Source organism: Streptomyces bottropensis ATCC 25435 (assembly GCF_000383595.1).
In the GTDB taxonomy this organism is placed as follows: Bacteria; Actinomycetota; Actinomycetes; order Streptomycetales; family Streptomycetaceae; genus Streptomyces; species Streptomyces bottropensis.
Map to the genome: position 1 here is coordinate 832,233 of NZ_KB911581.1, position 23,039 is coordinate 855,271.

At 70.4% G+C, this 23,039-nt stretch carries 19 protein-coding genes and 1 pseudogene; 13 read left to right on the forward strand and 7 right to left on the reverse strand.

All coding sequences use genetic code 11. From position 1 onward, the window contains the following. Positions 1 to 2 precede the first annotated feature (2 nt). Positions 3 to 986 (forward strand): phosphotransferase enzyme family protein, encoded by a 984-nt coding sequence (locus STRBO_RS0103705; RefSeq protein ID WP_005476488.1) that lies wholly within the window; start codon positions 3 to 5, stop codon positions 984 to 986. 22 nt (positions 987 to 1,008) lie between these two features. On the opposite strand, the gene STRBO_RS0103710 is transcribed toward STRBO_RS0103705, so the two are convergent. The 4 genes from STRBO_RS0103710 to STRBO_RS0103725 form a co-directional block, all read right to left on the reverse strand. Then, positions 1,009 to 1,404, reverse strand: a complete 396-nt coding sequence (locus tag STRBO_RS0103710) for a TOBE domain-containing protein (protein WP_005476487.1) — start codon at positions 1,402 to 1,404, stop codon at positions 1,009 to 1,011. A gap of 67 nt (positions 1,405 to 1,471) precedes the next feature. Beyond that, positions 1,472 to 2,719 (reverse strand): pyridoxal phosphate-dependent aminotransferase, encoded by a 1,248-nt coding sequence (locus tag STRBO_RS0103715; RefSeq protein WP_005476486.1) that lies wholly within the window; start codon positions 2,717 to 2,719, stop codon positions 1,472 to 1,474. A gap of 91 nt (positions 2,720 to 2,810) precedes the next feature. Then, positions 2,811 to 3,746: a class A beta-lactamase gene (gene bla / locus STRBO_RS0103720; protein WP_063743177.1), complete on the reverse strand. Its 936-nt coding sequence runs from the start codon at positions 3,744 to 3,746 to the stop codon at positions 2,811 to 2,813. Between the two features lie 72 nt (positions 3,747 to 3,818). Then, on the reverse strand, positions 3,819 to 4,850 hold the full coding sequence (locus tag STRBO_RS0103725; protein WP_005476484.1) for an Lrp/AsnC family transcriptional regulator: 1,032 nt from the start codon (positions 4,848 to 4,850) through the stop codon (positions 3,819 to 3,821). A gap of 131 nt (positions 4,851 to 4,981) precedes the next feature. Here STRBO_RS0103725 and STRBO_RS0103730 point away from each other — a divergent pair, with 131 nt between their 5' ends. Both STRBO_RS0103730 and STRBO_RS0103735 read left to right on the forward strand, forming a co-directional pair. After that, positions 4,982 to 6,583 carry an AbgT family transporter gene (locus tag STRBO_RS0103730; RefSeq protein ID WP_005476483.1) on the forward strand — a complete coding sequence of 534 codons (1,602 nt, stop codon included), beginning with the start codon at positions 4,982 to 4,984 and terminating at the stop codon, positions 6,581 to 6,583. A 32-nt stretch (positions 6,584 to 6,615) separates the two neighbouring features. Further along, entirely contained in the window at positions 6,616 to 7,827 is a 1,212-nt protein-coding gene (locus STRBO_RS0103735) for a M20 family metallopeptidase (RefSeq protein ID WP_005476481.1), read from the forward strand. A gap of 78 nt (positions 7,828 to 7,905) precedes the next feature. On the opposite strand, the gene STRBO_RS0103740 is transcribed toward STRBO_RS0103735, so the two are convergent. Then, entirely contained in the window at positions 7,906 to 8,343 is a 438-nt protein-coding gene (locus STRBO_RS0103740) for a hypothetical protein (RefSeq protein ID WP_003974483.1), read from the reverse strand. A gap of 213 nt (positions 8,344 to 8,556) precedes the next feature. On the opposite strand from STRBO_RS0103740, the gene STRBO_RS43370 reads away from it, so the two are divergent. The 3 genes and pseudogenes from STRBO_RS43370 to STRBO_RS39880 all read left to right on the forward strand — a co-directional run. Continuing rightward, positions 8,557 to 8,841 (forward strand): hypothetical protein, encoded by a 285-nt coding sequence (locus STRBO_RS43370; RefSeq protein ID WP_020113805.1) that lies wholly within the window; start codon positions 8,557 to 8,559, stop codon positions 8,839 to 8,841. A gap of 552 nt (positions 8,842 to 9,393) precedes the next feature. Next, positions 9,394 to 11,175, forward strand: coding sequence for a recombinase family protein (locus tag STRBO_RS0103750; RefSeq protein WP_245170573.1), 1,782 nt, complete (start codon positions 9,394 to 9,396; stop codon positions 11,173 to 11,175). Positions 11,176 to 11,240: 65 nt separating this feature from the next. Next, positions 11,241 to 12,264: pseudogene (locus STRBO_RS39880) on the forward strand (IS630 family transposase); the annotation flags it as partial. A gap of 32 nt (positions 12,265 to 12,296) precedes the next feature. Here STRBO_RS39880 and STRBO_RS0103770 read toward each other — a convergent pair. After that, positions 12,297 to 13,148 carry an ABC transporter permease gene (locus STRBO_RS0103770; RefSeq protein ID WP_028796449.1) on the reverse strand — a complete coding sequence of 284 codons (852 nt, stop codon included), beginning with the start codon at positions 13,146 to 13,148 and terminating at the stop codon, positions 12,297 to 12,299. Next, positions 13,145 to 14,116, reverse strand: a complete 972-nt coding sequence (locus STRBO_RS0103775) for an ABC transporter ATP-binding protein (RefSeq protein WP_005476475.1) — start codon at positions 14,114 to 14,116, stop codon at positions 13,145 to 13,147. Before STRBO_RS0103775 ends, STRBO_RS0103770 begins: the two co-directional genes overlap by 4 nt. 612 nt (positions 14,117 to 14,728) lie before the next feature. Here STRBO_RS0103775 and hemL point away from each other — a divergent pair. From hemL to ccsB, 7 genes are all read left to right on the forward strand, one after another. Next, on the forward strand, positions 14,729 to 16,048 hold the full coding sequence (gene hemL, locus STRBO_RS0103780) for a glutamate-1-semialdehyde 2,1-aminomutase (RefSeq protein ID WP_028796450.1): 1,320 nt from the start codon (positions 14,729 to 14,731) through the stop codon (positions 16,046 to 16,048). Next, positions 16,045 to 16,719, forward strand: a complete 675-nt coding sequence (locus STRBO_RS0103785; RefSeq protein ID WP_005476473.1) for a histidine phosphatase family protein — start codon at positions 16,045 to 16,047, stop codon at positions 16,717 to 16,719. Before hemL ends, STRBO_RS0103785 begins: the two co-directional genes overlap by 4 nt. Before the next feature lie 624 nt (positions 16,720 to 17,343). Then, positions 17,344 to 18,585: a polysaccharide deacetylase family protein gene (locus STRBO_RS0103790; RefSeq protein WP_005476470.1), complete on the forward strand. Its 1,242-nt coding sequence runs from the start codon at positions 17,344 to 17,346 to the stop codon at positions 18,583 to 18,585. A gap of 65 nt (positions 18,586 to 18,650) precedes the next feature. Further along, on the forward strand, positions 18,651 to 19,250 hold the full coding sequence (locus tag STRBO_RS0103795; protein ID WP_037626994.1) for a TlpA family protein disulfide reductase: 600 nt from the start codon (positions 18,651 to 18,653) through the stop codon (positions 19,248 to 19,250). A 10-nt stretch (positions 19,251 to 19,260) separates the two neighbouring features. Further along, the gene (locus tag STRBO_RS0103800) at positions 19,261 to 20,046 is read left to right on the forward strand and encodes a cytochrome c biogenesis CcdA family protein (protein WP_005476466.1); all 786 of its coding nucleotides are present in this window, start codon (positions 19,261 to 19,263) and stop codon (positions 20,044 to 20,046) included. A 4-nt stretch (positions 20,047 to 20,050) separates the two neighbouring features. Beyond that, entirely contained in the window at positions 20,051 to 21,892 is a 1,842-nt protein-coding gene (resB, locus tag STRBO_RS0103805; RefSeq protein ID WP_005476464.1) for a cytochrome c biogenesis protein ResB, read from the forward strand. Next, a complete protein-coding gene (ccsB, locus tag STRBO_RS0103810) occupies positions 21,889 to 23,007 on the forward strand; it encodes a c-type cytochrome biogenesis protein CcsB (protein WP_005476463.1) in 1,119 nt (372 codons plus the stop codon). The genes resB and ccsB overlap by 4 nt, the downstream gene beginning before the upstream one ends. Positions 23,008 to 23,039: the final 32 nt, after the last annotated feature.

The following is a 23,039-nucleotide window of genomic DNA, read 5'->3' on the forward strand; positions in this document are numbered from 1 at the left end:
CCATGCGAAGCAGAGCGGGATTCATCGCGGACGTGTATGGCCTCGGCGGCGGGGCGTGGGACATGGTGCCTGTCGCCCGGGGGGCGTTGGGGCAGGTCTGGAGGCTGTCCGGTGGTGGCGGGGGATCGTGGGCGGTGAAGGAGTTGCTGTTCGGGTGTGACGGGGAGCAGGTGGGGCGGGAGGCGGCCTTACGGGACGCGGCCGAGGAGTTGGGGATCTCCGCACCCCGGCTCTTCGCGGACCGGGACGGGGCGTATGCGTCCCGGCTGCCCGACTCGATGGGCGGGGCGTACGTGAAGGTGTACGACTGGGTCGACGGGAGCGAGGCGGACCCGGCCGATCCGGAGGTACTGGCGTGGTGCGGGCGGACGCTCGCTGTGTTGCACCGGGCCGGGGAGGGGACGAAGGAGACGCCCGACGGGTGGTACGAGCGGTGTCCCGGGGAGGGCGACTGGGCCGCGTTGTGCGAGGCGGTCGGGCGGGCCGGGGTGCCCTGGGCACACGCGCTGGAGCGGTTCGTCGCCGGCCCGGCGAGGGAGCTGGCGGCGTACGTCACCCCCTGCGAAGGCGGTGACGTGGTGACCTCGCATCTCGACATGCGGCCGCAGAACGTGCTGGTGGGGCGGTCCGGACCGGTCCTCCTCGACTGGGACAACGCCGGGCCCGTGTCGGCGGAGCGCGAACTCGCCCGCGCCGTCCATGTGTGGGCCGGCGGTGACGACTTCCGCGCCGATGCCGCCCGGCGGCTGGTGCGGGGCTACCGGGAGGCGGGGGGCCGTGCGGTCGTGCGGGGGACGGAGTCGTTCTCCATGCTCTTCGCGACGGAGCTGAACTACGTCCGCGTGCAGGCCGCGTGCGCGGTCGATCCGGAGGTGACCGAGGCGCAGCGGGCGTTCGCGAGCGAGCAGGTCGCGCGGCTGCTGGGGAGGCTGCCCGACCCGGCTGCCGTCTCCCGGCTGGTGCGGGCGCTGGCTCCCGAGTGGTGAGGCCGGCCCGTCGAGGGCTCGTTCAGGTGCGGTCGATGTGCACGTTCGTCGACTTCACACGGGCCGTGGCCTCCATGCCGACCTCCAGGCCCAGCTCCTCCACGGCCTCCCGGGTGAGCAGGGAGACCAGGCGGTGCGGGCCCGCCTGGATCTCCACCTGTGCCGCCACGTCACCGAGTTTCACGGCGGTGACGATGCCGGGGAAGGCGTTGCGGGCCGACGTGTAGGGGGCGTCGGCCTCGTCGGCGGTGTCCGAGGCCAGTTCCACGGAGAAGGCGGCGAGGTCCCTGCCGTCGATGAGCCGGCGGCCGTTCTCGTCGCGGCGGGTCGCCACCCGGCCCGCGTCCGCCCATCGCCGCGCGGTGTCGGGGCTGATCCCCAGCAGCCGCGCGGCCTGACCGATCGTGTAGGACTGCATGGCGCCAAGATATGCGCCGCCGGACGCCCGCTCGGCCCCGCCACCGGTGAACCGGCCGGGCGCCCGGTCACCGCAGCGTCGTCAGGAACTTCCCCAGCCGGGCGATGCCCTCGCGCAGTTCGTCCGCCGAGGCCGCGTAGGAGAGGCGGACGTGGGTGTCGGCGGTGTGCGTGCCGAAGTCCCGGCCGGGCGTCAGTGCGACGTGCGCCTCCCGCAGCGCGCGTTCGCAGAACTCCCAGGACGTGAGGCCGGTCCCGCTGACGTCGAAGTAGACGTAGAACGCCCCGTCGGGCGGCACCGGGACCGGCAGCCCGATCCGTGCCAGCCCGTCCAGGACGAGCGCGCGCCGCGCGCCGAACTCCACCCGGCGGGCCTCGCAGACCGCCAGCGACTCGGGGGTGAAGCAGGCGAGTGCGGCGTGCTGGGCGGGGGCCGAGGCACAGAGGAAGTAGTTCTGCGCGAGGCGTTCCAGGGCCGGTACGAGGGTCTCGGGGACGACGCACCAGCCGAGCCGCCAGCCGGTCATGCCGAAGTACTTCGAGAAGCTGTTGATCACGACGGCCCCGGGGTCGAACGACAGCGCGCTGCGCGGCGGGCGGCCCCGCTCGTCGTGGTCGCCGAGGTCGAGGTAGATCTCGTCGACGAGTCGCCAGGCGTCGCGCTCACGCGCCAGGTCGCAGAGCGCGGCCAGCTCGTCGGCGGGGACGGAGGTGCCGGTGGGGTTGGAGGGGGTGGCGACCATGACCCCGCGCGTACGGTCCGTCCAGTGCGCCCGCACCGCCGCCGCGTCCAGCTGGAACCGGCTCGCGGCGGTGGTGGGCACGAGGGTGACCTCGGCGCCGAAGCTCTCGACGATCTGCCGGTTGCAGGGGTAGGAGGGGTCGCCGATGAGCACCTCGTCACCGGGGTCCACGAGGGCGGCGGTGGCCAGCACGAGCGCGGCCGAGGCGCCCGCCGTGACGACGATCCGGCCCGGGTCGACCTCGACGCCGTGCTGAGCGCCGTAGAACCCCGCGACGGCCTCCCGCAGGGCGGGCAGTCCGAGCGCCGCGGTGTACGTCATCGGCCGGCCGTCCATGACATCCCGCATCGCCGCCACGACGGCCGGAGGAGCACCGAAGTCCGGTTCCCCGAGACTGAGTTTGACGACGTCATGGCCCTGCGCGGACAGCGCGGCGGCCTGCTTGGCGAACTCCATGGCATAGAAGGGGGCGACGCCGCGGGCCCGCCGCGAGACCCGCACCCCGCCGCTGCCTCCCAGGCCCCCCGTACCGCTCATGTCACTGATGCCGCTCGCGTCGTTCACATCGCTCATGCCCCTCATGCTGCGGCCCACAGGGGGCTCGGGGCCAGCGGCGACCGGGGTGCGGACGGCAGACCCGCCCGACCCCGGCCGGTGGTCGCCGTTACGCCGTGAGCGCTCCCGCGACCAGCCCCGCCGCCCTGGCCACCAGCGGGTTGTCCGTGGGGCCCTCGGGGTCGTACTTGGTCGACAGCACGGACAGGACGAGGGGCGGGCGGCCGGGCGGCCGGACGACGCCGACGTCGTTGGCGACCCCGTACGCCGATCCGCCGCCGGTTTTGTCCGCGAGCGTCCAGTCGGCGGGCAGACCGGCCCGGAACCGCTCGACGTTCGTCGAGTTGGCGACCAGCCAGCCGGTCAGCAGGTCCCGGTCCGCGTCCGGCAGGGCCCGGCCGAGGAGGAGCCGCGCGTAGGTCCCGCCGATCGCCCGCGGGGTGGTGGTGTCGGTCGTCCGCCACGGTTCCGCCGTGTTCAGCTCGGGTTCCCAGCGGTCGAGGCGGGTCGTCCGGTCGCCCAGCGAGCGGCAGAAACGGGTGATCGCGGTGGGCCCGCCCAGCTCGCGCAGCAGCAGGTTCCCGGCCCCGTTGTCGCTGTGCGAGACGGTCGCGGCGCACAGCTCCCCGACGGTCATTCCGGCCGAGACGTTCTCGGCCGTGCCCGTGACGGGGCAGTAGCCGGCCGCCTTGACGTACTCCTCGGTGTAACGGATCCGCCGGGCGAGGTACTCGCCGTCGCGGTCGAGGTCCCGTAACACGGCCCCCGCCGCGAGCGTCTTGAACACCGAGCAGAGGGGGAACCGCTCGTCCGCCCGGTACGCCACCGTGCGCCCGGTGGCCGTGTCGTGGGCGAAGACCCCCAGCCGCGCGGAGTACTCCCGCTCCAGCTCGCCCAGTCGGCCCGCGAGCCCCGTACCGCCCGGCGCCGAGGCGTGCGCCGGCCCGGCACCGAGCGTGCCGAGCGCACCCACGGCGCCCAGGCCGCTCAAACCGCCCAGACCGAGCACCGTGCGACGGCGGAGGCCTGATCCCTTGCTGTCCAAGGTCTTCTCCCTACGTGGTCGTGACCTCTGTCCCGACTCCGGAGACGTCACTCCCGTCGCACGGGGTTCCCCTCACAACAGGGCGGGCGCGTGGAAGGTGCCCAGACCCGTGGCGAGGTCGCGGTCGAGCCAGTACCGGCGCGGCTCGGCGAGCATCACGTCGACGCGGGCCGTGAGGATGCCGGGGATCTCGGCGAGCTCGTGGTCGATGAACGCGGCCAGGGCGGAGCGGTCGGTGACCAGGCCCGAGGCGAGGATCGACATGTCACTGGCGACGTGCGCGACGAGGCGGGTCTGCGGGAGCCGGTCGAGGCGGCGCATGACGTCGGGGGTCTCGCCGGGGGCGACCCGCAGCCGGAGGATGAACGGCGTCTGGAAGCCGAGCCACTCCGACACGATCTCCAGCCGGGGCCGCACCCAGCGTTCGTCCAGGATCCGGCGGACGACGCGGTGCGCGGTGGAGGTGGCCAGCCCCGCGCCGCGTCCGATGCTCGCGGAGGAGGCCCGGCCGTCCTGGATCAGCTGGGCGACGACGATGCGTTCGGCCTCGCTGAGGGGCTTGGCGGGAGGCGACGCGGTCGCGGTCGCGGTGCCCTCGGAGCGGCCCCCGGCGAGCTTCAGCAGCTCGGCCCGTTCGGCGTCGCCCAGGAACTGCGGGTCCCAGGTGATGCCCCGGCGCAGGGTGCTGAGGGCGGGCAGCGCGTTGACGCGGCGCACGCCGGGCACGGAGAACATCCGGTCGATCGCCTCGCTCGTGGCCGCCTCGGAGGGGGCGTGCACGACGGCGTAGAGCGGGTAGTCGCCGGAGATCTGGGCCAGCAGCTGGAGGTGGGGCAGGGCCCGGAGCCGGTCGAGGACGGCCAGCGGGGTCTCGCCGGTGATGTCCAGGAAGACGTGGACGGGCATCGCCGAGGAGTGCATGCCCCAGTCGGCCTGCCCGATGACACGGACCATGCGGGCCTCGTGCAGCCGGTCGTAGCGGCGTTTGAGGGTGCCGGCGTCGGCGGACAGGATCCCGCCGATGTCGTCCCAGGTCGCCCGGGGCGCCAGGTGCAGGGCCCCGATGAGGCGCCGGTCGAGCTCGTCGAGGAGAGGGCGGGTCATGCTGCCCCACCTTAGATCCGCCTCCTTCACTGCCGCCGATTCATCCCGATGTTTCGACGGGAGACTAAGAAATCTCTCACTCTGGTGCCATCGTATGCGGGAACATCCCTCGCTTGTGTGAAGAGGTACCCATGAGTGCCACCTCTGCCCAGCCACCGCCACCGGACCCGGGCGCCCCCGGCCCGAGCGGGATTCCGGCGCCCGCCCCCACCGAACCCCGGTCGAAGACCCTGCGCGCCGCCTTCCGGGGCTTCGCGGCGATAGAGAACGCCGGCAACCGGCTCCCCCACCCTTTCTGGCTGTTCTGGATCCTCGCGGGCGTCGTCGCAATCCTCAGCGCCGTCCTGGCGGCGGCCGGGGCCGGGGCCGTGCACCCGGGGACGGGTGAGCGGATCAAGGTGCTGTCCCTGCTCAGCAGGGACGGGATCACGATGGCCGTCGAGGGCGCGGTCGAGAACTACGCCGCCTTCCCGCCCCTGGCCACGATCCTCACCGTGATGTTCGGCATCGCCGTCGCCGAGCGCAGCGGCCTCTTCTCGGCCCTCCTGCGCCGCATGGTCGCGCGCGTCCCCGGCCGGTACCTGACCTTCGCGCTGTCGATGACGGCCATGGTCAGCCATGTCGCCGGCGACGCCGCGTACGTCACCCTCATCCCGCTCGGCGCCCTGGTCTACCGCGCGGCGGGCCGCAGCCCGGTCCTCGGCTGCATCGTCGCCTACGTCTCGATCTCGGCCGGCTACGACGCCTCGCCGTCCCTGACCACCACCGACGTCCTGCTGTCGTCGATCTCGACCGCCGCCGCCCGCACCGTCGAGGCCGACCACGTCGTCACCCCGGTCGCCAACTACTTCTTCGGGCTCGCCTCGTCCGTCCTCGTGGCCCTGGTGATCACCCTCGTCGTCGACAAGGTCCTCGCCCGCCGCCCCGACCTGGAGCCCGACGAGCCCGTCACCGCGCTGAGCGACGAGGAACTGGCGGCGATCGAGGTCACCCCGCGTCAGCGCCGCGCCCTGCGCACGACCGGACTGGTCGCGCTCGGGTGTCTCGCGCTCACGGTCGCCGCCATGGCCCCCGCGTCCTCACCGCTGCGCGGCGAGCACGGCGGCATCGTCGACTCCACGCTCATCGGCGGGACGGCACTCGTCCTCGGCGTGTTCTTCGCCGTCCTCGGCACCGTCTACGGCCGGATGACCGGCACCTTCTCCGCCGCCCGGGACATCATCACCGCGATGGCCGACGGCGCCCGGTCGATGGCCCCGATCCTCGTCCTGTTCTTCGCGATCTCCCAGTTCCTCGCCTACTTCAAGTGGACGAACATCGGCAACGTCCTCGCCGTCCACGGCGCCGGGACACTGCGCGACCTCAGGCTCGACGGCTGGACCGTGCTGGTCGGCATCGCCGTACTGATCACCCTGATGAACCTCCTCATCACCAGCGGATCCGCGCTCTGGGCCCTGGCCGCGCCCGTGTTCATCCCCATGCTGATGCTCATCGGTATCGAGCCCGAGACCACCCAGGCCGTCTACCGCGTCGCCGACTCCGTCACCAACTGCGTGACCCCGATGAGCCCGTACTTCGTGATGGCGCTCGGCTTCGTCCAGCAGTACCGGAAGTCCGCGGGCATCGGCACCCTCGCCTCCTTCACGATCCCGATCGCCGCCGTCGTCTGGGTCGTCTGGATCGCGTTCTTCGTGGCCTGGTACCTGCTGGGCCTCCCCTTCGGCATCAACTGACCGCCCGCCAGGGCAAATCGAGAAAGCAGACCATGACCGCAACGCACGGCGCCCCCTCCCCCCTCCCCGACGCCGCCCTGACCGCCCGCGCCCAGGAGGTCGCGGCGGACATCGTCGCCGACATCCTGGACCTCGTCCGCCACGAGACCAGCAGCTACGACCTGCCCGCCCTCGCGGCCGGCCTGGACCGCCTGCGCGAGACGGCGGTCGCCCGCCTCGGCCCGCCGGACCACGAACACCGCCACCCCGGCGGCACGTACGGGGACACGCTGACCCTGACCTACGCGGGCACCGGCGGAGCGGGCGGGCACATCGCGCTCGTCGGCCACTACGACACGGTGTGGCCGACGGGCACGCTGGCCCGCTGGGAGCCTCCGGAGCCGAACGGCCAGGAGGGGCGAACGCGGCTCAGCGGGCCGGGCATCTTCGACATGAAGACGGGCCTGGCGCAGGGGATCTGGGCCCTTCGGCTGGCACGGGAGAGCGGCGCCCCCGTCCCCACCGTCACCTTCGTCTTCAACGGCGACGAGGAGATCGGCTCCCTCGCCTCCCGGCCGGTGATCGAGGAGACCGCCCGGAAGGCCGACGCCACGCTGGTGCTGGAGCCGACCGCGCACGGCGCGGTGAAGACCGCCCGCAAGGGCACCGGGATCTTCCGTGTCACGGCCACGGGCGTCGAGTCGCACGCCGGGCTCGCGCCGCAGGACGGTGCGAGTGCGATCCTGGCGCTGTCCGAGTTCGTGATCGCGGCCGCGGCCGTCGCCGCGCCCGAGCGGGGCACGACGGTCAACACCGGGGTGGTCAGCGGCGGTTCCGCGGTCAACGTGGTCGCCGGGTCGGCCACCGCGGGCATCGACATCAGGGTCGCCGGCGCGGCCGAACAGGCCCGTGTGGACGCCGAGTTCGACGCCATCGAGGTCACCGATCCCCGGGTGCGCATCGAGGTCGACCACGACTGGAACCGTCCGCCGATGACCCTCGGCGCCGCCTCCGCCCCGCTCCTGGACCTCGCCCGCGAGGCCGCCCGCGCCCAGGGCCGCGAGGAGTTGCCCACCGCCGCCGTCGGCGGGGCCAGCGACGCCAACTTCGTCGCCGCCCTCGGCCTCCCCGTCCTGTGCGGCATGGGCGCGGTCGGCGACGGCGCCCACGCCCGTGGCGAGTACATCCTCCCGGACACGGTCCCGGCCCAGACGGCCCTGGTCGCCGGGATGCTGCTGCGCCTGACCCGGCCGCCGCGGAGCTGACCGGCCGGGGGCGCGCCGGCCCGGCACATGACGAGGGCGGGGTCGCGAGAACCCCGCCCGGACCTCCTGGAGGTCAGCTCACGGCCAGACCAGGCAGTACGGCTGATGGCCCGCCTCGTGCAGGCGGTGGCTGAAGTCCTGCCACTCGTGGAGGAGTTGGTAGACGTTGAAGGCGTCACGGGGGCCGCCCCGGTCCGGGACCGTCGACCAGATGAACGCGGCCGCGCCGACCGCTTCCTCGCCGATGCCCCTGAGCGGGTCGACGACGGTCATCGGGAGCTTCACCACGGCGTAGTCGGGGTGCAGGACGACCAGTTCGAGCGGGGGCACCTTGTGCAGGGGGACGCCTTCGATGCCGGTCAGCACCATCGCGGCCATCGTCTCCGGCTTGATCTTGGTGAACATGCCGTTCATCCCGAGCTCGTCGCCGCCGAGTTCCTCGGGGCGCATCGAGATCGGGACACGGGCCGCGGTCGCGCCGTCGGGCGCGCCGAAGTATTTGTACGTCACCCCCACCCGACCACCATTCCCGCTCCCCGCCCGGAGCCGGTTGACCACATGGTCCAGGCCGTCCACCCGGTCCGTGCGGTCCGCACTCTCGATGCGGTCCGTACGGTCCTTGCGGTCCGCGCGGCTCCTGCGCTCCGCGCGACTCCTGCGATCCACCAGGTCAGGCCGGTCCATCCGGTCCGTCTGATCCATTCCGTCCACACGATTGACGCGATCCACATGATCGGCACGATCCATACGGTCCATACCGTCCATACGGCTGCGGCGCCCGATCCGCTCAGGCCCGCCGCTCTGGATCCGGTCGGAGCCATTGGACGGGACACGGTCGGAACCGCTCTGTATACGGTCGCCACCGGTCTCGGAGCGGTCGGTATCCGCTGCTTCGCGCTCGGTGTGGTCGGTACGGTCGGCGTCGCCCTGCTGACCGTGTGCGTCGTGGGTGCCGTGTGCACCCTGCGGACCGTACACGCCCGGCCGACCCTGCGGGGTGTACGGGGGCTGTGACCCCGGTGACCCCGAGGGCGCGGGTGGTACGACCGGGGCCGGCGGCACGGGAGGTACCGGAGGTACGGGGGGCACCACGGGAACGACGGGTACGGACGGCGGCACCGGCGTCGGGCCGCCCTGCGGACCGGGCGTCGCCGGTCCGGTCAGCTCACCCGGTGTGCTCCGCTCCGTGGGCGCGGTGCGCTCCGGAGGGCCGCCGCGGTCGGCCGAGGCGCCCCGGTCGGTGGACGCGCCGCGCTCCTGCCGGGTCTCCGCGGCCTCCTCCGCCTCGCGTCGGTGCCTGCCCCGCCGGGCACGACGAGGACCGAGGTCACCGGTCCCGTCGCCCAGTCCGCCACCGCGATGCATATCTCCACCCGAACGCATTTCTGGGCCGCGTGACCCCCGCCGCGCAACCCGATCATCGTGTCAGTGACCTCCCCCGCGACCGCTCGCCGAAACGTGTGCGCAAACACCAGTCGGCGAGATCTCCGGAGCCTCTGACACCATGGCCTGTGTGAGCTATCCGTACGAAGCCCCAGCTTCATGCAGTTAGGGTACCTTGGTCGTGTGAGCCTTACTCCACGGGCGGGGGTTCAGGCCCCGGAGCACGTCGCAACCGTGCTCCGGGTAGCCGCAGGATATACCCGCCAGTCAAAAGCCAAATCGGACAAGTCGGAAGCCAGTCCGAAGACGCAGGATGAAGCGACGGAGAGAAAGGCGCGAGAGCGCGGCAGCTCGTTCAAGGGGCACTATCGCGACATCGGGGTCTCTGGATACGACCCGAGCGTCAACAGGAAAGCCTTCGAGCGGCTTCTCAATGACTGCCGTGACGGCTTAGTGCACGAGATCATCGTCTTCAACGTCACGCGTTTCTCTCGTCGAGAGCCAAAGGACGCTATCCCGATCGTCCTCGAACTGTTCTCGCTCGGCGTGACCATCACATCTGTGTCGGAGGGTTCGTTCTCTCCTGACAACACGATGGAACTGATCATGCTGATCATGCGCCTTGATGCCGCGCACACGGACAGCAAGAACAAGAGTCAGACGATTTCGAGCGTGAAGAAATCTGCAAAGGAACTTGGCGGGTGGACGGGAGGCGCCGTCCCGTACGGGCTGGAGTCCTACCCCGAATCGATTAGTTACATCGGTGACGACGGTAAGCAGGCCGCAATCACAATTCGCCGCCTCCGTCCCGCTTCCGTTCAGGAAGACGGAACCGATCAGGCGGGCGAAGTACTGAAGATGGTAGACCGCATCTTCGAGTACAAGGACAGGCCGTGGACGGGAAAGCAGAATGCTCACCCGGCGTCAGTGGGCGCCATCGTGGCGTGGCTCAACAGTCGCCAAGTCGTCACACAGAATGGCGGAATGTGGCGCGAGCGGACCGTCAAACGGCTGCTGACTGATCCGCGCATCGCGGGAATGTCCGCCGAGCCCGTCTATGCGACGGACGCAGACGGTAATCCGACGCGGAATGTCAGCGGATACCGCATCATCCGTGACGGAAACGAAGATCCGATCAGCATCGGGGAAGCGCTGATCCCGTCAGGCAAGTTCTTCGAACTACAGGACTGGTTGTCGGGGCGTGGCCGGGGTTCCCGGGGCGGGACGGTCAGTAAGTACGTCATGACGGCCATGGAGCGGCTCTACTGCGAGTGCGGACGCCCCATGACCGGCTCGCGCGACGTCTACAAGTGCTCGCGTCCGTCGGGCGTGGTGGAGCCGGGCACGCATGAGGGAGGGAGCACGATCCAACAGAAGGACGTGGATACGTACGTGGCCGCTCGCATCATGGCCGCCATCGGCAACGCCGACGGGGACGACCCCGAGACGATGGACATCATCGTCGAAGCAATGTCGCGCCTCGCTCGGATGACGGAGAACCCGGAGGCGCGAAGCGCCCGTGCGGCACTGCTTGGCGAGCGTGCTCAGGTCGTGCGGTCGATCGAGCAGCTCTACAGCGACCTTAAGATCGGGATCTACGACGGAGAGATCGGGCGCCGTCAGTTCCTGGCCGACAAGCAGTCGCTTGAGAACCGCTTGAAGGGGCTCGACGAGAAGATCCGGGAAGTCGGATCCCCGGACCTCCCGCCGCTTCCCATCGAGCAATGGGGAGCGTCGGAGGACGGCGACCCCGTCGGCCCAACGTCGTGGTGGGCGCGAGCCGACGTCGAAGACCGCCGGATGCTCGTTCAACTCTTCGTCGACAGGGTTGAGGTGTCCAAGGCGGCGGGGCGGGGCGGATTCTCGCCCTCGTGCAAGGTAGAGGACCGCGTCAAGGTGCGCATGGCGTCGGCGCGTGCCAACGACGAGGGCGCGGAGGCCCTCGCTCAGATGACAGCCGCATAGCCCCGATCTTCCTAGCGCTGTGACCACGTAGGTTCGCCGGGTTGACGGTCGCGACGGTTGAATGTGCGGTGATGCTGCCGGCCTCGGCGGGCGGGAACCGGGTGCCGGTGATCGCCCAGCTGGTCCAGGCGGACGAGGACACCGTGCGCGATGTGATCCACCGGTTCAACGAGATCGGCCTGGCCTGCCTGGACCCTCAGTGGGCGGGAGACGGCGGGAGACTGTCCCCGCCTGCTCAGCCCTGACGACGAGGACTTCGTCATCCGGTCGGCCACCACTCGCCCCACCAGGCTCGGCCAGCCCTTCACTCGCTGGTCGATCCGCCAACTCGCCGCTTACCTGCGGAAAGTGCATGGACGCGTCATCCGTATCGGCCGTGAAGCCTTACGGTGCCTGCTCCTGCGCCGCGGCATCACCTTCCAGCACACCAAGACCTGGAAGAAATCGCCGGATCCCGACCGCGACGCCAAGCTCAACCGCATTGAGCAGGTGCTGGACCGAATCCCCGACCGAGTCTTCGCCTTCGACGAGTTCGGGCACTTGGGGATCCGGCCCACCGCGGGCTCCTGCTGGGCGAAGCAGGGCAAGCCCAACCGGCTGCCGGCGACCTACCGCCGCACCCACGGCGTCGCCTACTTCCACGGCTGCTGCTCCGTCGGGGACGACCGTCTGTGGGGCGTCACCGCCGTCGCAGAGGCACCGCCAACACCTTGGCGGCGCTGAAGTCGATCCGCGCAGCCCGACCCGACGGCGCCCCGATCTACACCATCCGGGACAACCTCTCCGCCCACACCGGCGCGGACATCCGCCGCCGGGCGAAGAGGAACAAGGTCGAGCTGTGCTTCACCCCGACCTACGCCTCCTGGGCCAACCCCATCGAGGCCCACATCGGCCCGCTGCGGCAGTTCACCCTGGCCGACTCCCACCACCGCAGCCACCCCGCGCAGACCCAGGCACTGCACCGCTACCTGCGCCGGCGCCAACGCCCGCCACCCCGACGTCCGCGCCCCCCAACGCAAAGAACGCGCCCGCATCCGCAGCGAGAAGGGCATCCGCTGGGGCGGACGCCCTCTGCCCAACGCGGCCTGACCAGAAGCCGGGCCGACATCCTCGGCACATCACTAACCGACCCGCTGCATCGCCTTCCGGTGCCGTTCCGCCATCGCGGCCCCGGACTCGCGGCGGGCCATCCTGCGCAGGACCGACGGTGCGAGGAGCAGCCCGGCGACTGCCCAGGCACCCAGTACGCCCGCTGTCTCCAGGTGCCGCCAGGAATCGCCGATCTCGGCGGCGACCGCATCGGCCGGCAGCAGCGCCGAGCGGAGACCGAGGCCGAGCCAGTACACGGGGAAGATCTGCCCGACGATCTGCAGCCACTCGGGCAGCTCGGACAGGGGGAAGTAGATCCCGGAGATCACGATGAGTCCCATCACCGGGAGCATCAGCAAGCCGACGGTGCGCGGACTGCTGACCAGTGAGCCGATGACGGCCCCGATCGGCAGGGTCGCCAGGAGACCCAGCGGCATCACCCACACCAGCGTCAGCAGCGCTCCACCGCCCTGCCGGGCCACCCCGTCCACCAGAAACATGCCGACGGCGAAGGGGAGGGCCATGGAGAGCAGAGCCGTGCCCGACACCATGATGATCTTGCCGACCAGGTGGCCGACCATGCCGTGCGGCACGGCCTTGGCCCGCAGCAGGGTGCCGTCCTCGCGTTCGGTCGCGAGCAGCTGTGCCGTGGTCATCATGCCGGTGAACGCGAGCGTCATGCCCATCATGCTCGGCAGCATGAACGCGCCGATCGAGATGCCGGTGCCCTTCAGCGGGTCGTCCTTGAGCAGGAACAGCGGCACGAGGAGCATGACCGTCCAGAGTACGTAGCCGAACACGTCCTGGCCGGTGGTGAGGGTCTGCCGGAGTTCGGTCCAGCCGCGCCGCACTCCTACTCCCGCCGCGTACCACACCGGACTCATCGCGATCCCTCCCCGAAAACGTGCACCGCCCGCTCAGCGGGAACGCTCCCCGCCTCGAGCTCCCGCACCATCGTCAAGTAGGTGTCCTCCAAGCTCGCCCGGCGCACCTCCAGCCCGCCGATCGCCTCGCCGTGCTCCTCGAACAGCCGACGGACTAACCGGGTGGGCTCGGCCGTCGCCTCCTCGAAGGGCCGCCCGTCCCGCGTCCAGCGCACAGTGGCCTCCGCCGATGCCTGCCGCGACAGCTCCTCGGCCGAGCCATCGGCCACGATCCGGCCACCGGCCAGAATCAGGATCCGGTCGGCGAGCCTCTCCGCCTCGGCAAGGTCGTGCGTGGTCAGCAGAACCGTGGTGTTCTCGTCCGCCAGCCCGCGTACCAGGCCGTGGAACTCGTTCCTCGCCTCCGGGTCCAGACCCGCCGTCGGCTCGTCCAGAAACAGCACCTCGGGTCTGCCTACGATGCCGACGGCCACGTCGAAACGCCTGCGCTGCCCGCCGGACAGAGTTCCGACCCGCTTGTCCGCCTGCTCGGTCAGACCCACTGCGGCGAGGAGCTCGTCAACGTCCCACGGCCGCCGCACGTGGGCGGTGGAGTACGGCGCGTAGTACGAGCCAAGATGGGCCAGAAGTTCCCGCACCCGCCACTTGCCGTGGTCACGCCAGGACTGCAACACGATGCCCAGGCGGGCACGCCACCGCTCATCCCCGCCTGCCGGATCGGTGCCGAGGACGGTCACGTCCCCGGCCGAGCGCATCCGGAAGCCTTCCAAGACCTCGATCGTGGTCGTCTTGCCCGCGCCGTTCGGGCCGAGCAGCAGGACGACTTCGCCGCACCGGGCCGTGAAGTCGACCCCCTTCAAAACGTCCTGGCTGCGGTAGCGCATCCGCAGATCCCGTACGTCGATGACCGTGTCGCTCCCTGGCGGTGGACTGCTCCCAACCCCGGATAAGGCGTGAGTGGTCGTCATCGGTGTTCCCCCGTCCGTCTCGTGGTCCGTTCTCTGGGATCAGGGGCCGGGGGCCGCGCCGACGTCCGTGGTCATGAGACGTGTCTACGGCTGTGGCTGCCGTTGCCACCTGGCAGCAGCGATTCGGGCCCTCCCGGACGAACACATTACCGAACGGTTCAGTTGTCTCATCCTGTTCCACCGACCCGGCGAACGTTGCGAGTCAGAGCACTAGCCGCAGCAAGAACCCCCGTCGGGATCTCGACGGGGGTTCTTGTTCCCCTACTCCGGCGGCTCGCTCCACGGGCCGGCTGGAGGCCGCTCAGGAAGCTTGGCGCCTGGCCGACGCATGTACCACCGGATGAACTCGCGGATGACTTGTGTGCGTGGGTTGCGTCCAGTGGGGCGCATGGTCTTCGCGGCGTCCCCGAAGGGTGCCCACTCGTCCCGCATCCCCCTTCCTGTGTTTCCCAGGCTGCAGGGAGGAGAGGGCGAAGGTGAAGCCCCGTCTGTCCAGCCGAATCGCTACGGCCGACAGGCGGGGCTTCTTCATACTTGTGCGACGACGCGGCTTAGGGGCCCTGGCCTACGCTGGTGACGTCAGCCGTCCGCCTCGACGAGAAACCGCAGGCCATGCCAGAACTGCCCTATAGCTATGAAGCCCCAGTTTCGCAGACTCTTTTCGAGCGCGCGGCGGCCGTCACGCCCGGCGGCGTGAACTCTCCCGTGCGCGCCTTCCGCGCCGTGGGCGGTACGCCCCGGTTCATGGTGTCCGGTACCGGTCCGTATCTGACGGACGCCGACGGCCGCGAGTACGTAGATCTTGTGTGTTCGTGGGGTCCTATGATCCTCGGACACTCCCGTCCCGAGGTCATCGCCGCCGTGTCGGAGGCCGTCGCGCGCGGCACCTCCTTCGGTACGCCCGGTGAGGGCGAGGTCGCGCTCGCCGAGGAGATGGTGGACCGGGTCGGACCGCTGGAGCAGGTGCGGCTGGTGTCCAGCGGGACCGAGGCCACCATGTCCGCGATCCGGCTTGCCCGTGGCTTCACCGGCCGCGCCAAGGTCGTGAAGTTCGCCGGGTGTTACCACGGTCACGTCGACTCGCTGCTCGCCGCCGCCGGCTCCGGGGTCGCCACGTTCGCGCTCCCCGACACCCCGGGCGTCACCGGCGCCCAGGCCGGCGACACCATCGTGCTGCCCTACAACGACCTCGACGCCGTGCGGGCCGCGTTCGCCGCCCACCCCGGTGAGATCGCCTGCGTCATCACCGAGGCCTCCCCGGGCAACATGGGCGTCGTACCGCCGCTGCCGGGCTTCAACCAGGGCCTCAAGGACGTGTGTGCCGAGCACGGCGCCCTGTTCGTCTCCGACGAGGTCATGACCGGGTTCCGCACCAGCCGGGCCGGATGGTTCGGCATCGACGGGGTCGTCCCCGACCTCATGACCTTCGGCAAGGTCATGGGCGGTGGCTTCCCCGCCGCCGCCTTCGGGGGGCGGGCCGACGTGATGGCGTACCTCGCGCCCGCCGGACCCGTCTACCAGGCCGGCACGCTCTCCGGGAACCCGGTCGCGACCGCCGCCGGGCTCGCGCAGCTGCGGCTGCTGGACGCGGCGGCCTACGACGTCGTCGACGCCGTGTCGCGGCGGATCCAGGGGCTCGTCTCGGAGGCGCTCACCAAGGAGGGCGTCGCGCACACGGTGCAGAACGCCTCCAACATGTTCTCCGTGTTCTTCACGGACACGCCCGTGCGGAACTACGAGGAGGCCAAGGCGCAGGAGTCGTTCCGCTTCAACGCCTTCTTCCACTCGATGCTGTCGCAGGGCGTCTATTTGCCGCCGTCGTCGTTCGAGTCGTGGTTCGTGTCGACCGCGCACGACGATCGGGCGGTTCAGCGGATCGCCGACGCCCTTCCGGCGGCGGCGCGGGCAGCAGCGGAGGCTTCGGCAGCATGAGTGACATCACGGTCGTCCACCTGATGCGGCACGGCGAGGTCGCCAACCCGGACGGGATTCTCTACGGGCGCCTCGACGGCTACCACCTCTCCGACCTCGGGCGCCGGATGGCCGACCGGGTCGCCGAGCATCTGGCGTCCCGGGACGTCACGCACGTCGGCGCGTCCCCGCTGGAGCGGGCGCAGGAGACGGCGACGCCGGTCGCCAAGGCGCACGGGCTGGACCTCGCGACCGACGGGCGGCTCATCGAGGCGGACAACGTCTTCCAGGGCAAGACCTTCGGGGTCGGTGACGGCGCGCTGAAGCGGCCGGAGAACTGGAAGCACCTGGTCAACCCCTTCAAGCCGTCGTGGGGTGAGCCGTACGTCGACCAGGTCGTGCGGATGATGGGGGCGCTCGACGCGGCGAAGGACGCGGCGCGGGGGCACGAGGCGGTGCTGGTCTCGCACCAGCTGCCGATCTGGATCGTGCGGTCGTACGTCGAGCGGCGGCGGCTCTGGCACGATCCGCGGCGGCGGCAGTGCACGCTGGCGTCCCTGACGACGTTCACGTACCAGGGCGACAGGATCGTCTCCGTCGGATACAGCGAGCCCGCGCGGGATCTGGTGCCGGCGCATCTGCTGGCGGGGGCGAAGCCGGTGAAGGGGAAGTCCAAGGCCTTCGGAGCGTGAGCGCTCCGCTTGGGGTGGGGTGAGGGGTGGGCGTTGGGGGGCTGTGGGCCGGTGGTGGTGGTCTCGCGCAGTTCCCCGCGCCCCTGACGGGGCCTCTTGTGGGTGGGGTGGTGCGGTTGTCGGGGGCTGCGGGGCGGTGGGGGTGTTTTGCGCAGTTCCCCGCGCCCCTGAAGGGCTGCCTGCGTCTCCTGGGACGGTGGCCGCGTCCTTGAGGTGCCCTCGTGTGTGGTGGGTGCGGTTGTTCGGGGGAGTGCGGGGCGGTGGGGGTGTTTTGCGCAGTTCCCCGCGCCCCTGAAGCAGTGCCCGCGCCCCTGGAACACCGGCCGCGCCCCTGCAAGCTGGCCGCGCCGCCGCGATGCCCCCGTGCGTGGTGGGTGCGGGGGGTGGGGCAAGGGGGCTTAGTGGGGGTGGTCGTGGTTCTCCGCGGTGCTGAGGGGGCTTTGGGGGTTCCCTGTGGCCCAGGGAAAAGGCTTACCTCGGGTGCGGGGTCGTAAGGGATTCGTGCCGGGTGTAGATCAATGGGAACCCTCTCGTCCTTTCCGGCCTCTCAGACGGTGTGCTTCACGTGAACTGGTGCGTGGAATGACCGAGGGGGACGTAATGCGCGGGATATCGCGAAGGGGGATGCTCGGGCTCGGGGCGGGGGCGGCCGTGGGGCTGGGGCTGACCGGGTGTGGGACCGGGATCGGGGGCGAGCCGAGCGAGGCCGGGGGGCCCGGGGGCGGCAAGAAGCCCGACGGGAAGAAGCCGGGGAAGAAGGCGAAGCCGCTGGGTGACGGCTCGACCTCGTACACGGGGAAGCAGCCGAACCAGCCGGGCAAGCCGCGACCGCTGGCGCCCGGCGAGAAGCCGCCGCAGTTCGTGGTGTTCTCCTGGGACGGGGCCGGTGACGTCGGGAACGGTCTTTTCGAGCGGTTCCTGAAGGCCGGGCGGGATCACGACGCCCATATGACGTTCTTCCTCTCCGGTATCTATCTCCTCCCGGAGTCGAAAAAGCGCGTGTATCTCCCGCCGAACAACGCCCCCGGCGCCTCGGACATCGGTTATCTGACGGACGAACACATCAAGTCGACGCTGGGTCACGTGCGTACCGCATGGCTCGACGGACACGAGATAGGCACCCACTTCAACGGCCACTTCTGCGGCGGCACCGGCTCGGTCGGGAACTGGACGTCCAAGCAGTGGCGCAGCGAGATCGAGCAGGCGAAGTCGTTCGTCAAGGAGTGGAGGACCAACAGCGGCTGGACGGACGTCGAACCGCTGCCGTTCGACTACGACAAGGAGCTGATCGGCGGCCGCACGCCCTGTCTGCTGGGGCAGGAGAACCTGCTGCCCACCGCGCGCGAGCTGGGCTGGCGCTACGACTCCTCCTCGCCCGGCGGCCTCCAGGTCTGGCCCAAGAAGAAGCAGGGCATCTGGGACCTGCCGCTGCAGTCCGTGCCGTTCCCGGGCCGCGGTTTCGAGGTGCTGTCCATGGACTACAACATCATGTTCAACCAGTCGCAGAACTCCACCCAGGCCCCGCCCGCCAACTATCCGGCCTACCGCACCCAGGCGACCGGCGCGTACGTCGCCGGCTTCCAGCGCGCGTACGAGACGAACCGGGCGCCGCTGTTCATAGGCAACCACTTCGAGGAGTGGAACGGCGGGGTCTACATGGACGCCGTCGAGGAGGCCCTCAAGCACATCGCGCGGGCCAAGGAGAAGGCCAAGGACGGGGAGGTGCGCATCGTCTCGTTCCGGCAGTTCGTGGACTGGATGGACGCGCAGACCCCGGACGTCCTGGCCAAGCTCCAGACCCTCGGGGTGGGGCAGCGGCCGACGGGCGGGTGGAAGGAGTTCCTGGGGGCCGGATCGGCCGCCTGACCTGCACGCCAAGGGGCTGCCGACCCCGCCTTAAGCCCCCGAAACGGGCATGCGAAACTTTTCACATGAGTGTCCGTACGAGCCGTAGTCGTGCCGCTTTGCTCTCCGCCGGGGCCGTCGCCCTGGTGCTGACGCTGTCCGCCTGCGCGGGCGGCGGCATCGAGGGCGGGGGCGGTGGGACCGGGTTCATCACCGGCTCCGACGGGATCGCGACGGTGAAGAAGGGTGACCGTGCCACCGCGCCGGATCTCTCCGGCAAGACCATCGACGGCGACCGGCTCGACCTCTCCGCCTACAAGGGCAAGATCATCGTCCTGAACGTGTGGGGCTCCTGGTGCGCACCGTGCCGCGCGGAGGCCCCCAACCTGGCGAAGGTCGCCGAGGACCTCGCCGACCAGGGCGTGCAGTTCGTCGGCATCAACACACGGGACACCAGCACCCGGCCGGCGGTCGCCTTCGAGAAGCAGTACAAGGTGACGTACCCGAGCCTCTACGACCCCACGGGCAAGCTCCTGCTGCGCTTCGAGAAGGGGTCGCTCAACCCGCAGCTGATCCCCTCCACCCTCGTCGTCGACCGGGACGGCAAGCTCGCGGCGCGCACCCAGCAGGCGCTCAGCGAGGAGAAGCTGCGCAAGATGCTCAAGCCCATCCTCGCGGAGAAGTGACGTGCCGGGAATGTCCGATCCGGCCATGGCCGCCGCGCTGACCACGACCGCCGCCGAGCTGAACAGGACCGTGTTCGACGGGGCCCTGCTGCTCGCCCTGCCCATCGCCGTCCTCGGCGGGCTCGTCTCCTTCTTCTCGCCCTGCGTCCTGCCGCTCGTGCCCGGCTACCTGTCGTACGTCACCGGCGTCGGCGGCACCGACCTGGTCGACGCGCGCCGGGGCCGGATGGTGGCCGGGGCCGGGCTGTTCGTGCTCGGCTTCACCTTCGTCTTCGTCTCCGGCGGCGCGCTGTTCGGGTACTTCGGGCAGACCCTGCTGGAGCACCAGGACGTGCTCAACAAGGTGCTCGGCGTGCTCATGATCACCATGGGCCTGTTCTTCATGGGGCTGATGCCCTGGTTCACCGCGCGCGAGTTCCGCTTCCACACCCGACCGGCCACCGGACTCGTGGGCGCCCCGATACTGGGCGCCCTCTTCGGGATCGGCTGGGCCCCCTGCATCGGACCCACCCTCACCTCCGTCAACGCCCTCGCCCTCGAACAGGCCAGCGCCGGTCGCGGGGCCCTGCTGATGGTGGCGTACTGTCTGGGGCTGGGCCTGCCCTTCGTGCTCGCCGCGGTGGCCTTCCGCAAGGCGCTCGGCGCCTTCGCCTGGGTCAAGCGGCACTACACGTGGGTGCTGCGCATCGGCGGCGGCATGATGATCACGATCGGCCTGCTCATGCTGACCGGCGCCTGGGACCGCATCATTCAGGAGATGCAGGTCTGGTCCGCCGGCTTCACCCCTGGGATCTGAGCCAATGACGACGACCGACTCCGGCAACCGCGAGAACGCCGCCCGGCGCGCGAGCGGCACCCCCGACGACAACGACCTCGGCGCCGCCGGCTCGCAGCTCTCCACCGCACCGGAGGAGGACGCGCCCCACCTGCCCTCGCTGGGCGTGATCGGGTGGGCCCGCTGGTTCTGGCGTCAGCTGACGTCCATGCGGGTCGCGCTGCTGCTGCTGTTCATGCTGTCGCTCGCGGCGATCCCCGGTTCACTGATCCCGCAGTCGGGCCAGGACGAGTCCCGGGTCGTCGACTTCATGCGGCGCCACGACACACTGGGGCCCCTCTACGAGAAGCTCGGGCTGTTCCACGTCTACAGCTCGGTGTGGTTCTCGGCGATCTACATCCTCCTCTTCGTCTCGCTCATCGGCTGCATCGTGCCCCGCACGGGGCAGTTCGTCGGCCAGCTCCGGGGCCGCCCGCCGGGCGCGCCCAGGCGTCTGACCCGGCTGCCCGCCTACGCGACCTGGCGCACGCAGGCCACGCCGGAGCAGGTCCGCGAGGTCGCGCTCAAGGCACTGAGGAAGCGCCGGTTCCGCGCGCATGTCGCCGGGGACGCCGTCGCCGCCGAGAAGGGCTATCTGCGGGAGACCGGCAACCTCGCCTTCCACATCGCCCTGATCGTGATGCTCGTCGCCTTCGCCTGGGGCCAGCTCTACCGGTCCGAGGGCAACAAGCTGATCGTCGAGGGCGACGGCTTCTCCAACGTCCTCCCCCAGTACGACGACTTCAAGTCCGGCAACCTCTTCACCGCCGACGATCTCAACCCCTTCAGCTTCGACCTCAAGAACTTCCGGGCCACATACGAGACGAGCGGCCCCAACAAGGGCACGCCGCGTGTCTTCGAGGCCTCCGTCGACTACGCGGTCGGCGCCGACGGCAAGGAACGGCCGACCAGGATCGAGGTCAACAAGCCGCTGGAGATCGGCGACTCGAAGGTCTACCTGGTCAGCCACGGATACGCTCCCGTCGTCACCGTCAAGGACGGCCGGGGCAAGGTCGTCTTCCAGGACGCGGCGCCGCTGCTGCCGCTGGATCCCAATATCACCTCCACCGGCGTGATCAAGGTCATGGACGGCTACCGCGACGCCGAGGGCGGGTGGGACCAGCTCGGTATCCAGGCCTTCTTCCTCCCGACGTACGGCGGCAAGGACACCGCCGTGGTCTCGCAGTTCCCCGCACTGCTGAACCCCGTGCTCAACCTGGAGCCGTACCACGGTGACCTCCGGGTCAACGCGGGCATCCCGCAGAGCGTGTACCAGCTCGACAAGTCCAAGCTGAAGGAGTTCAAGGACTCCAAGGGCGCGCAGGTGCGGGAGAACCTGCGGATCGGCGAGTCCATGACGCTGCCGAACGGGGCGGGCACGATCACCTTCGACGGGGTCAGGGAGTGGGCCGGCTTCCAGATCACCCAGCAGCCCGGCAGCGGATGGGCCCTCGGCGGCGCGATCACCGCCATCCTCGGGCTCGCCGGGTCCCTGTTCATCCAGCGCCGACGGGTGTGGGTGCGGGCGGTGACCGGCCCGGACGGGATCACCGTCGTGGAGATGGCCGGGCTGGGCCGCAGCGAGTCGGCGAAGGTGCCGGAGGAGCTGGGCGACCTGGCGGCGGTCGTCCATGCCGAGGCGCCCACCGCCCCCGAGCCCGAGCCCGCCCCCGAGCCCGAGTCAGAGCCCGAGCCCGACAGCGAGCCGTCCGCCGCCGCCACGCCCACCCCTGCCACCCCGGCGCCACGATCGCCCGCGGACGGCGCGGGCCCGGACTCATCCACCCCGAAACCCCCAGCCGTACCCTCCGAAGGGGCTGAGCAGTGACCCTCGCCGCCGCCACCAACGAAAACCTCGCCAACATCAGCAACACGCTGATCTACTCGGCGATGGCCGTGTACACCCTGGCCTTCTTCGCGTACATCGCCGAGTGGCTCTTCGGGAGCCGGAGCAAGGTCGGCCGCACGGCCGCCGCGCTCACCTCCGACCCGAAGGACGCCAAGAAGGCGGACGCGCCCGCGGTGACGGTGAAGTCCGCCGGCGGGACCAGCGTGCTGGAGCGGCCGAAGGTGGTCGTGCGGGCCGCCGCCGGTGCCCGGGACGTGCCGGACGGGCCGGGCGCGCACGGCGGGGACGAGCAGGGCGACCTCTACGGCCGTATCGCCGTGTCCCTCACCGTGGTCGCCTTCCTCGTGGAGTTCGGCGGGGTGCTCACCCGGGCCCTCTCGGTGCAGCGGGCGCCGTGGGGCAACATGTACGAGTTCAACATCACCTTCTCCACCGTGGCCGTCGGGGTGTACCTCGCGCTGCTCGCGCTGAAGAAGAACGTCCGCTGGCTCGGGCTTCCGCTGATCACGACGGTCCTCCTCGATCTCGGTCTCGCCGTCACTGTCTTGTACACCGCCAGCGACCAGTTGGTTCCCGCCCTCCACTCGTACTGGCTCTACATCCACGTCTCCACCGCGATCTTCTGCGGCGCGGTCTTCTACGTGGGCGCGGTCGGCACGATCCTGTACCTGTTCAAGGACTCCTACGAGAGCAAGCTCGCGAGCGGCGGGCGGCCCGGCCGGTTCGCGACCTCCGTCATGGAGCGGCTGCCCGCCTCGGCCTCCCTCGACAAGTTCTCGTATCGCGTCAACGCGGCCGTCTTCCCGCTGTGGACGTTCACGATCATCGCGGGCGCGATCTGGGCGGGCGACGCGTGGGGCCGCTACTGGGGCTGGGACCCGAAGGAGACCTGGTCCTTCATCACCTGGGTCGCCTACGCCTGCTACCTGCATGCCCGCGCCACGGCCGGCTGGAAGGGCCGCAAGGCCGCGTACATCGCGATCGTCGCCTTCGCCTGCTGGCTGTTCAACTACTACGGCGTCAACATCTTCGTCAGCGGCAAGCACTCCTACGCGGACGTGGGCCTGGCCGTGCTGCACTCCGTCCGCGCCTGACACATCCTGTCTCGTCCTTCGGCCGTCCGCGG